Source organism: Foliimonas ilicis, from assembly GCF_039939195.1.
Taxonomy (GTDB): Bacteria; Pseudomonadota; Alphaproteobacteria; order Rhizobiales; family Rhizobiaceae; genus Foliimonas; species Foliimonas ilicis.
In genome coordinates this window covers 902,428-917,142 of record NZ_JBDUUH010000001.1, presented here as the reverse complement: position 1 = coordinate 917,142, position 14,715 = coordinate 902,428, and the positions used below count along the sequence as shown (strand labels likewise).

The following is a 14,715-nucleotide window of genomic DNA, read 5'->3' as shown; positions in this document are numbered from 1 at the left end:
AGAGTGGAGTTCGGTTACCTTGCCGACCGTGCCATTCTTTTTTCGAGGCCTTGGCCCCAGGTTGAAAGCGGCCAGCACAGCAAGAAATAGATCCCGCCCACCATGCCGTAGACGATGAGCGGCTGGAACGTAGAGGCCGATACCAATTGGCCAGCACGCGTCAGCTCGGTGAAGCCGATAATGGACGCAAGCGACGTGCCCTTGACGAGCGTTACGGCAAAACCAACAAGCGCTGGCGTGGTGATGCGAAAGGCCTGCGGCAGGATGATGAAGATGATCCGGTGTATATATCCAAGTCCGAGCACATTCGCGGCCTCGGTCTGGCCGCGTGGTACTGCTTTGATGCCACCACCCAAGATCGCCCCGATGAACGCTGCGGCATGCAGGCAAAATCCGATCGCCACCGCTGCCCACTGGCCGATCGGAATATGCAGCAGGGCTACGCCGAAGTAGATGACGAACAGTTGGAGCAGCAGCGGCGTCCCTTGGAAGATCCGTACAAAGAGCTGCGTGAGAATGACGACGATAATATTGCGGCTTGTTACCGCCAAAGCGACGAGCGTACCGGATATCGTTCCGCTCACCAGGGCTATGACCGACAGGGCGATTGTCCACATCGCCCCGGTCGCGATCATCTGAAGTTCGTTGAAAGAAATCGAATGGATCACGGTCGTCCTCCGTCAGATCGGGTAATTGAGGAAACGTCTCTGAAAGACAGTGAAGACGAGTGCGAAAAGGTAGGAAATCACCAAGTAGAGCAGGGCGGTCAACGAGAAGACCTCGAAGCTTCGATAGGTCTCCATCTCGATTTGCTGTGAAATACTTGTCAGTTCTTCCGCCGAGATCGACGATACAACGCTGGACGTCAGCAAGAGCAATGTGAACTGGCTCGTCAAAGCAGGATAGATGGCGCGCAGACCCGGCTTGAACAGCACGTAGATAAATATCTGCGAGCGCGTCAGCCCAAGCGCCTTACTTGCCTCTGCCAGACCGCTGCCAAGCGACTGAAAACCTCCTCTGAAGATTTCCGAGATGTAGGCGGCGCCGTTGATTGTGAGGGCTAACAAAGCCCCGGCGATCGGAGTGATGCTAAGCCCGATTGAGGGCAATCCGAAGAAGATGAAGAATATCTGAACTAGAAAAGGCGTGTTTCTGACGATCTGGACGAACGCGGCTGCGGGTCTGTTGAGACAGCCGTGTTCGCTCACTCGCATTAGATACACGGCGAGACCTGCCGTTACAGCGAGTGCCATCGAAACCGCTGAGATCCAAATCGTCGACCACATTCCTTCAACGAAGCGGGGCCAATACTCCAGCACGGATCCATAGTCGAATTGATACGTCACAATCGTCCCTCTGGCCTGATTTATTTATTATGAGCCAAACGTAAACAGGTGGTTATACATCTGTCAATAGCCATATGATGTCATTTTAGTGTTTACGAAAAAGTTTGGTTGGTCTAAGCATCTGTGGTTAGGCAGATGCAGAGGGAGACGTTGCGGTGGGAAAGAACCGACAGTCATTATCCGACCAAATAGCGCAAGAACTCACACGGCGGATCCGTGACGCTGTTTATGTGATCGGCAGCCGGATACCATCGGAAAAGGAGCTGGAGGCCGAGTTTGAGGTCAGTCGAACGGTCGTGCGGGAGGCCGTTGCGGTCCTGCGCTCGGATGGCATTTTGGAGGCGAGGCCTGGCATCGGAACCTTCGTCGCCTCAACCGGACGCGGCAAGGCGCTGCAATTCTTCGCGCCCGCACCAGAACGCCTAAGTGAAGCTCTCGAGATCATTGAACTGCGTATTGGCGTCGAGGTTGAAGCGGCGGGACGAGCAGCCGAGAGACGCACGACCGAACAGCTGGATGCGATCGAGAGGTGCCTGAACGCCATGGCACTCGATCCAATCGCAAACGAGAGCCCTCAACTGGACTTTGAGTTCCACCGTGCAATCGCACAGGCCACAAACAACTCCTACTTCGGACGGTTTCTTGATTTCTTAGGGCCCCATCTTATTCCCAGAATAATGCTACAAGAAAAACATGGCGTGCACTTCGATCACGAGTATATCGGAGGAATTCACAAAGAGCACAAAAGCATCTTTGATGGAATACGGGACCGTAATCTTGTCGAGAGCCGTGATGCGATGCGCTTTCACCTCATGAACAGCCTCTATCGATACAATTATTATTACAAGAGGTAGGCTGAGTATCGCGCAGGTGCGTCCTTTGTGCCTGAACAGCCATGCCCTGCGGTCTTAAACATCGTGGCTTCGTACGGCGATCACAAGCTGTTTAGAGCGTTTCCCTTTCATAATGGATCGTATCCGCAGGATGCGAAGTAGTTTTGAGCCTCCTGCGGATCATGAGTTCGACGATTGTGCCAATCCTGTCCCATAGGCCGCTGACGGTTCGCTCTGCGGCCTTTCGCAAAAGGGCTTTCAATTTGGAGAAAGCCTTTTCTATAGGGTTGAAGTCCGGGCTGTAGGGCGGCAGAAACATCAGCCTCGCGCCCGACGCTTCGATTATCTCGCGTGCCGCCAGTCGTTTGTGACTTGAAAGATTATCGAGGATGACAATATCGCCCGGCTTCAACGTCGGAGCGAGAACTTGCCCCACATACGCTTCGAACCATTCACCATTGATAGGTCCATCAATGACAAGAGGCGCGACCATCCCTGTGTTTCGCAGTCCTGCAACAAGCGTCGTTGTCTTGCGATGACCGTGGGGGAAGCCCATTCGCAGCCGCTCGCCCCTGAGACAGCGTCCATGCGTACGTGCCATATTGGTTGCAGTCCATGTTTCGTCGATAAAGACCAGCCGTGTAGGATCGAGATCGAGTTGGTTGTCGAACCAGGACTGGCGCATTTCCAAAAGATCAGGTCGGCTTTGCTCTACTGCATGGCCAGTCTTTTTTTGCGCGTCTGGCCATGCCGGACAAGAAAACGGTGTAACGCTGACTTACTGATAACAATACCTTGTACAGACAGAGCATCACGCAACTCGAACAAGGTGCCGTCCCGATGCTCACTGAGCCACATCATAATCAGATCAGCGTGGGCTTCTGTCTTGTGGGAATGACGGTCTCCACCAAGGGGGCCGGGATAAATATTCCCCTTTTTAATTTGCAAGTTCCGCCAACGGCTGACGCTCGCCACACCAACGCCAAACCGTTCCGCAGCTTCTCGATGCGATGCACCAGCCGAAACGGCAGCAAGAACTCGGGTGCGAAGATCAACAGAAAGAGCCTTTGACATATCTGCCGACCTCCATCGGCAGATAGTTTGAATCAGAAACGAGTTGATTTGCAAAGCCCATCCGATTCATCCAGAGAGGGAAACGCTCTAATATGCACCCCGACAAGTCGATTGTCTTCGACTTAAGCGGACTGTTCTAATAACCGCGTTTTAACGGCTGATATAGTTTGGCTTGGAGTTTGCGCAGTTATGCGCTGCTCTTTGGCGGGATTTCCAGGGGAGCAGGTTCGTCGATCCAGCTCTGTTTACGGCTGTTGACTTCGGCAGTGAGCGTGCTGGTCAGATAGACCTGCGATCGACAGCGTGAGTTTCGCTTTCACTTCCCGATTTCCACCGTGAGAACGTCATGTGCTTTTTAGGTTTCGGAATTTCCGTTCTGCGACAACGTTTCTCGGCGCGCGTACGTATCACTGACTTACCGGCATTCACTCGGCGGGTTGGCGCCGACATCCCCCGGAGCGGGCTTCTTGTGATGCACCTTCGAGACGTGCTCGTCTATGAGGGTCTCGTTCGCGGCTGAGCGATATGCGGTATCCGCCTAGACGGAGGAGCCGGTATTGCTGCGATCCAGCAAACCCTCGCGCAACCTGGCCCCGTCATATGCGCTCGCATCCGTGGATTTCCCACGCCGGATCAGCCGGAAGCGTCGATCAATTAAGGTATGGTTCTTGTATCCGAAGGTCGGGATGGCGAGATCAACGACCGGCAGCGTGCCGTCCTCCTGCGGCTTTGCCTTGGTGAACCTCACAGTCCAGCGCGCATCGCGGTCTGTGTGGCGCAACTTCGTGGGCTTGCTCCTCTAGGCCTCCGGTATCTTGCCGGCCTTGATGCCGGCTTTCTCCTCTTTCGTATTGCGCTGACGCGGAGCGGCAACTAGCGAGGCTGCGACGATCTGACCGGACACAGGGATATAGCCGCTGTCACGCAGCATCGTATCAAAGCGCTCGAACAGCGGACCGATCGAACCAACCTTCGCCATCCTCACGGGGTCGATCGGCGGGCGGCCGTCACGTGAGCCATCGCTGTAGGAAAGCGCCGTCTCAAGCTCCTGCCGGAACAGATCGAAATCAACCGCCCGTGAAAACGCCTCCAACTGATCGACAAGCCCCAAAGCTGTTCAGACAAACCGAGCCAGCTCTTTTGCCCAGCCATATTCACCGCGCTTCTAGCCCCTGAGCAACTCATGCTCACCCTTATAAGACGTGACGAGCAATGGAAACGGCACAAATGGTTGGAAGCAGTGCAGTCTGCACCGCGACGTTTAGCACGCCTTCCGAACTACATCAGGCTGACGGCTGCGGCCCGACATGTCGGGATACGATCTAACTGTGTCTTGTGATGATAAGCTTGGGTATTCATATCGTGATTCCCGCAAGCCAATCCGTGAACATGCGGCGGGCGGCCTCACGCAGAGCAGCACCGTGTCGCCTCGCATCGTTACGGATTGTACGGGGATCCACGCCCGCGACCGACAGTTCGCAGGCATGGCCTACTAGCCACTGTTCCAGGCCTGTGCACGCGTCGGCCTCCGGATGGAACTGAACGGCGAGTATGTTGTCGCCAACTGAGAAGGCCTGCGTGGCACAAGCCTCTGTCGCAGCTAAGTTCACCGCTCCTTTCGGGATGTCAAAAGCATCACCATGCCAGTGGAGAACAGGCACATGTTCAAGGTGTCGTAGACAACTTGCCCGCCCATGTTCGCTGAGAATGACCGGGGCAAAGCCAATCTCTTTTGCCCCCATATGCACCACCGGGGCATTCATCGCGGCGGCCATCTGCTGAGCCCCAAGGCAGATACCCATTGTCGGTCGATCACTTTCAAGTCGACGTCGGATCACAGCACGTTCCTCGAGGAGGAAAGGATAGGCGTCGACCTCATAGGCGCCGACTGGTCCACCCAGGACCATCAGGAGATCAGGTTCCAGCGGATCAAGCATGGAAAAATCGAATACGCCTGCATCGTGATAGTGCAGCTTGTAACCAGCTCCTGCGAGCACCGCCTCAAATGTACCAAGATGCTCAAATTGGACGTGGCGGATGGCAATTGCTGTCCTCAGCATGGCGCTCTCAAAACCGTTCGCAACAATGTTCGGTCGTCAGTAGGCTTTGATGATATAGCCCGGGAGAGCCGGTTTTAGAGCCCTGTGTGGGCCGGCAGCGCGGACGGCCCATTTTTAGAAGAACTCCGCCGGTATGAATGATCAGTGTGCGCATCGATTGCTAATGAGCAGCCGATCGGCGCAAAACCTTCTTCGTCCTAGCACCGCTATTGACAAGAATACCGCGGCCGATGATTTAGCTTGGTCGACTCCCGGCCAATGCGCTTCTCGCATCGACTTGCCGTCAAGGCATCAAATCACGTTCAACGCAATTGCGAACGATATCGCAAGCAAAATCAGAATCATAACACACGCAAACGGGGCCATGACGCGGTAGGCCTCCCTTTCCTTGCCCGGTGTGCCAGCAAGGCCGCACACGATAGACATCCGAACCGGCGAGATCATGTTTAGCGAAAGGGCGGCTACGTGCTGAAGCGCGATAACAGCGGCGATATTCAGCCCGGCAGACTCTGCGAGGTTGACCTGAGACCCCATGAATAACCCATTCGCGGCATTCCCACTGTTAGCGAGCGCTCCAAAAATGGCTGATATCTGAGGGGTCAGCACGACCGCCCATCGCCCGAACACGTCGTATAGGCCAGAGGCCAATCCACCCGCGATCCCCGAACTTGAGATTATCTCAGCCATGATGGAAAAGATGATGATTGACAGTACAGCAAGCCTGCCCGTCTTCCAAGCTGCCTTCGCTTCTTCGGCGATGTCACTGATGTGGCCGCGGAGCACTGCGGTCCCAAACGCTGCCACGACCAACCACGTGCCAGCATGGAAGAATGGCGACCATGACGGCGTACCCGCGAATGGTTCCACACGTCCGAGTGCTTGCAGACCCTGCTGAAGGGACGGGACGACTCGCGTTATGACGAGCCAGCTGATTAGTAGGGTGAAAGGCATCATTCGTCGCGCGGCTGCAATCAGCTCACCGACTCCCGGTCGTTCGTCTGCAAGATATCTTGCGACGATCACCGGACCGTAAGCCGCAAGCATCGCTGTCTCCGGGCCGAGCAGAGCCGTACATGTCGACACCAGTAGAACGCTTCCGATGAGCCAGCCCGCTTCGCTCAACCTCTCAGGCCAGTTCGCCGGAACCCCGGCTCTTTCGGCCAGACGCCAGTAGAGTGGCAGCCACAGAAGGTTGAAGGCTAACATGATGAAACTGCCGTGAAATGCCAGACTGATGGCATCAGTTCTTGCAAATGCGGCCCCGACAATTGCGCCACTGCCCATGCCTCCCCAAAGTATCATCGTCTGGCTGAGCAGGGAAAAGCTGAGAAGATACGAGGGCGCCAATCCCAGCCGCCGCACAAGTACAAACGTACCGATGATGCCAACTCCGAAGCCCGTGGCCGACTCAGCAAACGGTCCGATCAGGAAGCACGCTGTGAACAGGAGGCGTCGTCTCGCTCGATCATCACCCGGAGCGGCATTCTCGACAGGCATTTGCGCGTTTCCTGTGCGCATCGCCATCTGCCAGAAAAGCAAGCCTCCCAGAATATAAGGCACGACAATCCAGCCTATCCAGGCACCGCGCCCGGCGGCGGTCATAGCGTCGGACGCGTTAAAACCTGCCGGGGCAGTTGTCACAGCGACAGCCAACGCTATCACGACCCCTGAAATGGAGGCCATTACTGTGCCAACACGACCGCTGGCGATCAAAAGAATTACCGCCAGCGCCGGGCTGGACCACAGAAAATACGTCACTTGTCCACCGACGCCCCTGCCGCTGCGAGCCTTTGTGTCCTTCGGCGCCCACGCCCAAGCGTCACAAGAGATGTAGCGCAGCTATATTGGAAGGGCCGGATATGTTCAGGTGACCAGACCGCAAACCGTGCGTTCCTAAACATCGAGAACTGCCAAGGCTGGCCGGTGGGCGGTATTATGGTGGCTGACGTATGACGATGACGTCCAGACTCTGACTGGCGAACGACTGAACGAGTTCCTGGCGTCTTTCGTAGCAACCTGCAAACGCAATCAGATAGTCCACCGATCCCTGCCGTATTTTCGTGCCGGCGACGAAGCTCTGAGAGGTCGACCTCCCATTCAGATCAATTCGGCGCGCTTCTCCGTTGGTACGTGGGACAATTTTACCAATGGCAATGAGCCGCACCCCGGCTTATCTCAATTTGAACATTAGTTGGAAAGAGATAGGCCGGTGGGTAAGGGAGTTTCGCTAGCGCTGGAAGTCACGCCTCAGGGCCGTGAGCCGATTTTTCTGGCGCTGGCGCGCTCCATCATCGCTGAGATCGAACGCGGTCGCCTCAAGCCCGGCGAGGCACTACCCGGCACGAGGGCGCTAGCCCAGGCTTTGGCTCTCAACCGAAACACTGTCGATGCTGCGTATCAGGAACTGATCATGCAGGGATGGCTCGCCACCACACCATCGCGCGGCACATTTGTTGCACGAGACCTCCCCGATTTTGGCAGGGAACGAGTAAGAAGTGCGTTCGGAGCGTCCGGTGAAGAGATATTCTTCCCGCCAGCCGCGGGACACAGGTTATCTGATGGAGTGCCTGATGCGAGACTCGCGCCAACGGTGGAGCTTGGTCAGGCCTTTCGTCGCGCGATCCTGGCACCGTCTTTCTATACAGACGGTGGTTATGGTGATCCGAGAGGCAGCTCATTTTTGCGGGACGCCCTCTCCTTTTATCTGAAGGATGAACGTGGCCTGACAACTACGCCCAATGAGATATTGGTCACTCAAGGTAGCCAGATGGCCTTGTTTCTCGCAGCAAGCGCGATTGCTCGACCTGGCGCCGTGATCGCGGTCGAGTCGCCCGGCTACCCTTTGGCATGGTCAGCGTTCCGTGCCGCTGGCGTGGAGGTCAAGGGCATTGCCGTCGATGAGGGAGGCATTGACCTTGATGCGCTGGAGCGACTTGCGGCCGAGGACAAGCGCCTGCGGGCCATATATGTCACGCCGCACCACCAGTATCCAACGACCGTCACTATGGGCGCAGGCCGTCGGCTGCGGTTACTCGACCTCGCGCGCAGACACAACCTGGTCATCATCGAAGACGATTATGATCATGAATATCGCTTTGACGGCCGCCCGGTGCTTCCCCTAGCGGCAAGAGCGGGCGACACCCAGATTGTCTATCTCGGTTCGCTGAGCAAATTGATCGCGCCGGGCATCCGCCTTGGATATGCCGTGGCGCCTGTTTCCATTCTTCGTCGAATGGCAGATCGCAGGGAAGCGATTGACCGGCAGGGCAATATTGCCCTGGAGAACGCTCTTGGTGAACTAATTGCCGATGGAACCATCCGTCGTCATGCTCGTAAGGTCCGGCGCGTCTATCATGAACGGCGGAATCGCCTCGCGACACTCCTGACCGGGCAGTTGGGGGATCAACTCTCGATTCCTTTGCCAGCGGGCGGGCTGGCCCTATGGGTATCCTTACGACAGGGGCTAAGCGCAGAGACATGGACGAAAAATGCTGCTCGGCTTGGCTTATCCATTTTACCAGGCGTCAGTTTTATGCTCGATACGACGCAGCCGCCGGAATGCTTGCGACTTGGTTATGCTTCAATCAATGAAGCTGAGATGGACTCGTGCATTCGCCTTTTGAAGGAAAGCGTACCCATTTAACTGCGCTCGGAATTCATCGATTAAATCCAGAAGACCCCGAGTGCTGCGAATCAGTACGAAGAGAGAATGAGTAGGGTCTGTCATGGCGCGTCCATTGTGAAAATGACGCGGGGCTTGTGTCGCTGACAACACGGGGGCTTGCTGTCGGCACCACGAGGGAAATGTAGTCAAACTGCACAGAGCGCCCAGTGCATGAACCGGATGTGGGCGTCTTGTCCGGTCCTTGTCCCACCCCGACGTATCACTGGGCTGTACACCACACCGTGCCGGATCATCTAGACGATCCTGCTCACGCTACACAACATCCGCCCCTCACCCGGTAATCAATGTTAAAATGAGAATTCACTCAATCCAGGGTGAGCATCGGGCCGTCGACCAAGCGGCCAATGAAATTGACGCTCAGACTCGCGGATAGGGCTGTCGTTGATGCTCGCGATCCGGCGGCGCATCAGGCCCTTCTCGTCGAATTCCCAATTCTCATTACCGTAAGACCTAAACCAGCTACCGCTGTCATCTCGCCATTCGTAAGCAAACCTCACCGCGATGCGATTATCTCGGAAGCACCATAGTTCCTTGATGAGACGGTAGTCGAGTTCGCGCGCCCATTTCCTCGTCAGAAACTCTATGATTGCATCGCGGCCGGCTAGAAATTCTGCCCGATTGCGCCAAACACAATCTACTGTATAGGCCATCGAGACTTTGTGTGGATCGCGCGTGTTCCATCCATCCTCAGCGAGGCGGACTTTCTCAATTGCGGTAGATTCAGAAAAGGGAGGAAGAGGCGGTCGTGTCATCATAATACTCCTTCTTCCTCCGAGCGTAATTCAGCTATAAATTCCCTGAAATTGGACAGTTCGTCCTATTCAACGAAGCGGGTATGAAACGACTTGATGACTTCCCGATGATCGGGGGTTGTCCCCGCGATCGGCAATGGGGCCTTACATGTGAATGCCGCCAAGCGTTGGAAGGACTGATCCTCGTCGAGGACTTGCTCTAGAGAGCGCTTGCGGAGGCTTGGGGGCACCGTGCGATGATCGTGAGGATGATTTCGCCCAGTTCGTCCTTCGCCTGCGCCGCCGTGATCTCGCCAGACACTGCGGCATATGACAGACATGCACGCACTCATCATTGTCGCACATCCCGATCCTGGCTCGTTGAGCCATGCCGTCACTACGCAGATCCGGGAAGCCCTCCATATCTGGCTCAAGCCACACCTTCGAGATCAGCGATCTCGCGGCTGAATGGGCCGCGAGGCTATTTTGACCCTTTGAAGACGCAAATCGACTGTAAGCGTGTAGGCGATCCCACGTAGCGCGTTTGTTCGCGGAAGCTCATTTTCTGCATGAATCATGCGGAGAGTCATATGAGCGACAAGGTGAATCAGGTCCGGACATTCGAAGTTTTGACGGCAACGCCGTCGCGACGTTCGCCGCGGCATTGGTCTGATGACGAGAAAGCGCGGCTTGTGGCGGAAGCTTTTTCGCCCGGAGGGACGGTTGCGGAGGTTGCGCGCGCCTATGAACTGGACGTGTCGCAACTTTATGCGTGGCGCAGGAAGGCGCTTTCCATGGGGACGATGGCGCCATTGACGGTGCCATTGGGCGGTCGAACCATGATGGAAAGCGAGCCGGCGAAGTTCACGCGCTTTGAGGTGAGCGGCGGCGCGACGGTGGAGATTGTGGTTGGCGATATCGTCATCCGGGTACGCGGCGATATCGATCCGGATCAGTTGGCGGGCATTATCGGCGCGGTGCGCAAGGCATGATCGCTTCCGGCGTTGTGGTTTACGTGTCTTGCCAACCGGTCGACTTCCGCAAGGGAGCCGCATCGTTGATGGCGTTGGTGCGGGATGGCGGCCTCGACCCGTTCAATGGCGCGCTTTACGTCTTCCGGTCGAAACGGGCGGACCGTGTCCGCATTGTCTGGTGGGACGGCAGCGGGGTCTGCCTCTATTCAAAAACCCTGGAAGAGAGCAGCTTCTGCTGGCCGGGCATATCGGCGGCGCGGGTGCGTCTCGACCATTCGCAACTGATGGCGCTTCTGGCGGGAATGGATTGGAAAAAGATCCGTCCAGCCAAGGTCCGGCGACCGCTGCTGACGGGCTGATACCGGCCTGCGGCAAGATGAATCATGTGGCGGGAACGCTTGGGAAAACGGCCGCTTTTGTGCTCTATTCCTCCCATGGTTTTGCCTGTTTCCGAATTGCCAGATGACGTCGATGCGCTGAAGGCGATGGTCCTGGCGATGGCGCGCGAGCAGGCGGCAAACGAGGCGCGGATAGCGGTTACAGAAGCTCGGCTCGTCGCCTCCGAGGCAGAGGTTATCCGGTTGCAGGCGGTCGAGGCGGCGGCCAACGAGCGGATCGCTAACCTCACGACGATCATGAAGGTCCTGCAGCGCACGCAGAATGGCACGCGGTCCGAGCGATTGCACCTGGCCGTCAATGACGAGCAGGTGTCCTTTGCCTTCGAGGAGGTCGAGACGGGTCTTTCGGCGATCCAGTCCGAGCTTGATCGCGCTGCCGGGGACAAGCCGAAGCGTGCGCCGCGTCCGCGCAAGGGCTTTGCCGTTCACCTCGAACGCATTGAGGAGATCATCGAACCGGAAATCCCTGCTGAATGCGAGGGTCTGGAAAAGGTGCTGATCGGCGAGGACCGCTCCGAACGGCTGGATGTCGTGCCGCCGAAGTTCCGGGTCATCGTGACGCGCCGCCCCAAATACGCTTTCCGGGGGCGTGACGGCGTGATCCAGGCTCTGGCACCGGCGCGCATCATCGAAGGCGGCCTGCCGACGGAGCGGCTGCTGGCCTATATTGCGGTCTCCAAATACGGCGACGGCCTTCCGCTTTACCGGCAGGAAGCGATCTATCTGCGCGATGGCGTCGAGATTAGCCGGAACTTGATGGCGCAATGGATGGGGCATCTGGGCTTCGAGCTTCAGATATGCGCCAACTACATCCTGGAGCGGGTCAAGGAAGGCGAGAGGGTCTTTGCCGACGAAACGACGTTACCCACCCTTGCGCCCGGTTCGGGCAAGACCATGAAAGCCTGGCTTTGGGCTTACGCACGCGATGATCAGCCCTATGGCGGAACCAGCCCGCCGATGGTCGCCTATCGCTTCGAAGACAGCCGAGGTGCGCAGTGCGTGGCGCGGCATCTCGTTGGCTTCAATGGCATCCTGCAAGTCGATGGATACACGGCCTACACCAGCCTGGCCAAGACGCGGGCCAAAGGCGGCAACAACGAGACGATCCAGCTCGCAGGCTGCTGGGCGCATCTGAGGCGCAAGTTTTACGACCTGCACATCACCGGGGTCTCGCAGGCCGCGACGGATACGGTCGTCGCCGTGAGCGCGCTATGGAAGGTCGAGGATGAGGTTCGCGGCAGGGACGCCGATACCAGAGCGACGCTGCGACAGCAAAAGTCCGCAGTCATTGTCACCGGCCTCTTCGATCTGTGGGAGAGAGAGCTGCGCAAAATCTCCGGGAAATCCAAGACCGCCGATGCGATCCGCTATGCGCTCTCCCGGCGGGACGCGCTGGAGCAGTTCCTGGCGGACGGCCGTGTCGAAATCGACTCCAATATCGTCGAACGCGCGATCAGGCCTCAAACAATCACGAGAAAAAATAGTCTATTCGCCGGCAGCGAAGGTGGTGGACGCACCTGGGCGACATTGGCCACTCTCCTTCAGACCTGCAAAATGAACAGCGTCGATCCGCTCGCCTGGCTCTGCCAAACCTTGACCCGCATCGCTCAAGGCTGGCCCGCGTCTGACATCGAAGCCCTCATGCCCTGGAACTTCAGGTCCGACGCCATCGGCTGACCACTTACAATCGACTGCGGCAACTTCGAGTACTTCGCAGCCCCCTGTTGTGACGTCGGCGTTGCTGCTCGGATCGGACATTCACACTTCTCGAGGGGCGCGGCTAACACCGCCGACAGGTCTCGGAGGCGAGTGTCCCACCATGGGCAAACGACCAAACCCATGCGGAGACCCATACCTGGATTCCGGGCGGATGCCAGGCAGGTTCGCCAAAGCACGAGAAGTCGGCGTGGCGAAGCCTTTCATCCCATCTATGGTGGTGAGCACGAGCTGCTACCGTTCCGCGTCTGTGCGACTCTCGATTTCTCTGCCGAGAAGCACAAGGCGTTACTCTGGATCAGCTCACAGACAAACAGGGTAGCGATGGACCGTCACTCCCGAATTATCCATGCCTCAAATTTTTGTCGATATTTCTCCTTAGCGGCAGAGTATAGCGGTGTCGCGTTTTTTTATGGGCATGCGAAATTCACCGCCGCCCTTGCGTTTTCCAAGCCAGAATTACCCGACCTTTTGATTCCGATATGATTCTGCTCCCGTTTCTACCAAATCCTTCAAACAGCAAAAATCCCGCTAAATCATTGACTTAGCGGGCTGCGCTTTAGTTGAGGGGGCACGCAACTACCGATACCGACTGCTCCGGCGTGGCGGCGTTATTCTTCATGATCATTCCCTCGGGATCGCCACCACATTACGATGAGCGGCTCCACATCATTGTTCCTTCGGCTGCTAGAATTGGCCGCACTAATAAAGGATTTGTCCTAGCGCTCAGGCAGTCAGACCGTCATTCCCGCCATGTTCATCAGGAGCCGAAATAAAACCGCCACAATTGCCAACGCCGCAACGCTGCCGGCCCAGATCAAAGCCAGCCAGCCAACACGTCGCAACCATAGCCTTTGATCGTGCGGAGCATCGGACATTAGTGATACCCCTCCCCCACTGTCACCTTGCCTCTGAATACGTAGTAAGACCATGCGGTATAGGCGAGAATGAATGGGATGATGAACAGCGCTCCGACGAGCGCGAAGCCCAGGCTCTGAGGCGGCGACGCAGCAGCCCAGATCGAAATTCCCGGCGGGACTATGTTTGGCCACAAGCTGATCGCCAACCCTGAATATCCAAGGAACAAGAGCGACAGCGACAGTATAAAAGGTGCGGCATGACTTTCGCCCGCAAGCGTCTTGAGGAGCACCCATGTAGCCAAACCAACCAGTATGGGCACGGGTGCAAAGAAGAACAGGTTGGGGAGCGCGAACCAGCGCCCCGCGATGTCAGGGTTTGCATAAGGCGTCCAGAGGCTGACGATTGCGATTGTAAGGAGCACCGCAATCGTAATCGGTCGGCCCAGCTGACGCATACGCCGCTGGAGATCGCCTTCGGTTTTCATCACCAACCATGTCGCTCCGAGCAACGCATATGCGATCAACATACCGAAGCCCGTAAACAGGCTGAACGGCGTCAACCAATCAAACATGCCGCCCACATACGCCCCATCCCGAACTTCGAAGCCGTTGATAAACGCACCGAGCGCAAGCCCTTGGGAAAAGGTGGCAATGTAGGAACCCCACATGAAGGCTTTATCCCAAAACGCCTTGTGCCCCTCATCCGCCTTGAAGCGGAACTCGAATGCGACCCCGCGCCAAATCAACCCCGCCAACATGAGAAGCAGCGGAAAATAGAGCGCGCTCAGGATGACGGCATAGGCCAATGGGAAAGCGGCGAGCAAAGCGGCTCCGCCAAGCACCAGCCAAGTCTCGTTTCCATCCCAGACCGGCGCGACACTGTTGACCATGGTGTCGCGGTATTCGCGGTCGCGGACGAAGGGAAACAAGATGCCGATCCCAAGATCGAAGCCATCCATGATGACATACATCATGAGACCGAAGCCGATGATGATTGCCCAGATAAGAGGAAGATCGATTCCCATGTTCTTTCTCCTC

The 14,715-nt window shown here is 56.8% G+C and carries 14 protein-coding genes and 1 pseudogene; 5 read left to right on the top strand and 10 right to left on the bottom strand.

Annotation, left to right across the window (positions count from 1 at the left end):
- Positions 1–14: 14 nt before the first annotated feature.
- Positions 15–665 (bottom strand): amino acid ABC transporter permease, encoded by a 651-nt coding sequence (locus ABFT80_RS04595; protein ID WP_455189877.1) that lies wholly within the window; start codon positions 663–665, stop codon positions 15–17.
- A 15-nt stretch (positions 666–680) separates the two neighbouring features.
- On the bottom strand, positions 681–1,346 hold the full coding sequence (locus tag ABFT80_RS04590; protein WP_347970644.1) for an amino acid ABC transporter permease: 666 nt from the start codon (positions 1,344–1,346) through the stop codon (positions 681–683).
- A gap of 155 nt (positions 1,347–1,501) precedes the next feature.
- On the opposite strand from ABFT80_RS04590, the gene ABFT80_RS04585 reads away from it, so the two are divergent.
- Positions 1,502–2,200: a FadR/GntR family transcriptional regulator gene (locus ABFT80_RS04585; protein WP_347970643.1), complete on the top strand. Its 699-nt coding sequence runs from the start codon at positions 1,502–1,504 to the stop codon at positions 2,198–2,200.
- Between the two features lie 107 nt (positions 2,201–2,307).
- On the opposite strand, the pseudogene ABFT80_RS04580 reads toward ABFT80_RS04585, so the two are convergent.
- The 5 genes and pseudogenes from ABFT80_RS04580 to ABFT80_RS04560 all read right to left on the bottom strand — a co-directional run bounded on the left by ABFT80_RS04580 (position 2,308) and on the right by ABFT80_RS04560 (position 7,071).
- Positions 2,308–3,253 (bottom strand): annotated as a pseudogene (locus ABFT80_RS04580) (IS630 family transposase).
- 538 nt (positions 3,254–3,791) lie between these two features.
- On the bottom strand, positions 3,792–4,034 hold the full coding sequence (locus ABFT80_RS04575; protein WP_347970642.1) for a hypothetical protein: 243 nt from the start codon (positions 4,032–4,034) through the stop codon (positions 3,792–3,794).
- 18 nt (positions 4,035–4,052) lie between these two features.
- Positions 4,053–4,364, bottom strand: a complete 312-nt coding sequence (locus tag ABFT80_RS04570) for a hypothetical protein (RefSeq protein WP_347970641.1) — start codon at positions 4,362–4,364, stop codon at positions 4,053–4,055.
- A 244-nt stretch (positions 4,365–4,608) separates the two neighbouring features.
- Positions 4,609–5,313 (bottom strand): glutamine amidotransferase, encoded by a 705-nt coding sequence (locus ABFT80_RS04565; protein WP_347970640.1) that lies wholly within the window; start codon positions 5,311–5,313, stop codon positions 4,609–4,611.
- Positions 5,314–5,604: 291 nt separating this feature from the next.
- Positions 5,605–7,071, bottom strand: a complete 1,467-nt coding sequence (locus ABFT80_RS04560) for an L-lactate permease (protein ID WP_347970639.1) — start codon at positions 7,069–7,071, stop codon at positions 5,605–5,607.
- Positions 7,072–7,522: 451 nt separating this feature from the next.
- On the opposite strand from ABFT80_RS04560, the gene pdxR reads away from it, so the two are divergent.
- Positions 7,523–8,956, top strand: coding sequence for a MocR-like pyridoxine biosynthesis transcription factor PdxR (gene pdxR, locus ABFT80_RS04555; RefSeq protein WP_347970638.1), 1,434 nt, complete (start codon positions 7,523–7,525; stop codon positions 8,954–8,956).
- A gap of 329 nt (positions 8,957–9,285) precedes the next feature.
- Here the strand turns inward: pdxR and ABFT80_RS04550 are convergent, their stop codons facing one another.
- Positions 9,286–9,750, bottom strand: coding sequence for a nuclear transport factor 2 family protein (locus tag ABFT80_RS04550; RefSeq protein WP_347970842.1), 465 nt, complete (start codon positions 9,748–9,750; stop codon positions 9,286–9,288).
- Positions 9,751–10,319: 569 nt separating this feature from the next.
- On the opposite strand from ABFT80_RS04550, the gene ABFT80_RS04545 reads away from it, so the two are divergent.
- The 3 genes from ABFT80_RS04545 to tnpC all read left to right on the top strand — a co-directional run bounded on the left by ABFT80_RS04545 (position 10,320) and on the right by tnpC (position 12,778).
- Positions 10,320–10,721: a transposase gene (locus ABFT80_RS04545; protein ID WP_288081970.1), complete on the top strand. Its 402-nt coding sequence runs from the start codon at positions 10,320–10,322 to the stop codon at positions 10,719–10,721.
- Positions 10,718–11,062, top strand: coding sequence for an IS66 family insertion sequence element accessory protein TnpB (gene tnpB / locus ABFT80_RS04540; RefSeq protein ID WP_109462507.1), 345 nt, complete (start codon positions 10,718–10,720; stop codon positions 11,060–11,062). Before ABFT80_RS04545 ends, tnpB begins: the two co-directional genes overlap by 4 nt.
- Before the next feature lie 75 nt (positions 11,063–11,137).
- Positions 11,138–12,778 carry an IS66 family transposase gene (tnpC, locus tag ABFT80_RS04535; RefSeq protein ID WP_347970841.1) on the top strand — a complete coding sequence of 547 codons (1,641 nt, stop codon included), beginning with the start codon at positions 11,138–11,140 and terminating at the stop codon, positions 12,776–12,778.
- Positions 12,779–13,551: 773 nt separating this feature from the next.
- Here tnpC and ABFT80_RS04530 read toward each other — a convergent pair.
- Positions 13,552–13,695 (bottom strand): DUF2474 domain-containing protein, encoded by a 144-nt coding sequence (locus tag ABFT80_RS04530; protein ID WP_347970637.1) that lies wholly within the window; start codon positions 13,693–13,695, stop codon positions 13,552–13,554.
- Positions 13,695–14,702: a cytochrome d ubiquinol oxidase subunit II gene (cydB, locus tag ABFT80_RS04525; protein WP_347970636.1), complete on the bottom strand. Its 1,008-nt coding sequence runs from the start codon at positions 14,700–14,702 to the stop codon at positions 13,695–13,697. The genes ABFT80_RS04530 and cydB overlap by 1 nt, the downstream gene beginning before the upstream one ends.
- Between the last annotated feature and the right edge of the window lie 13 nt (positions 14,703–14,715).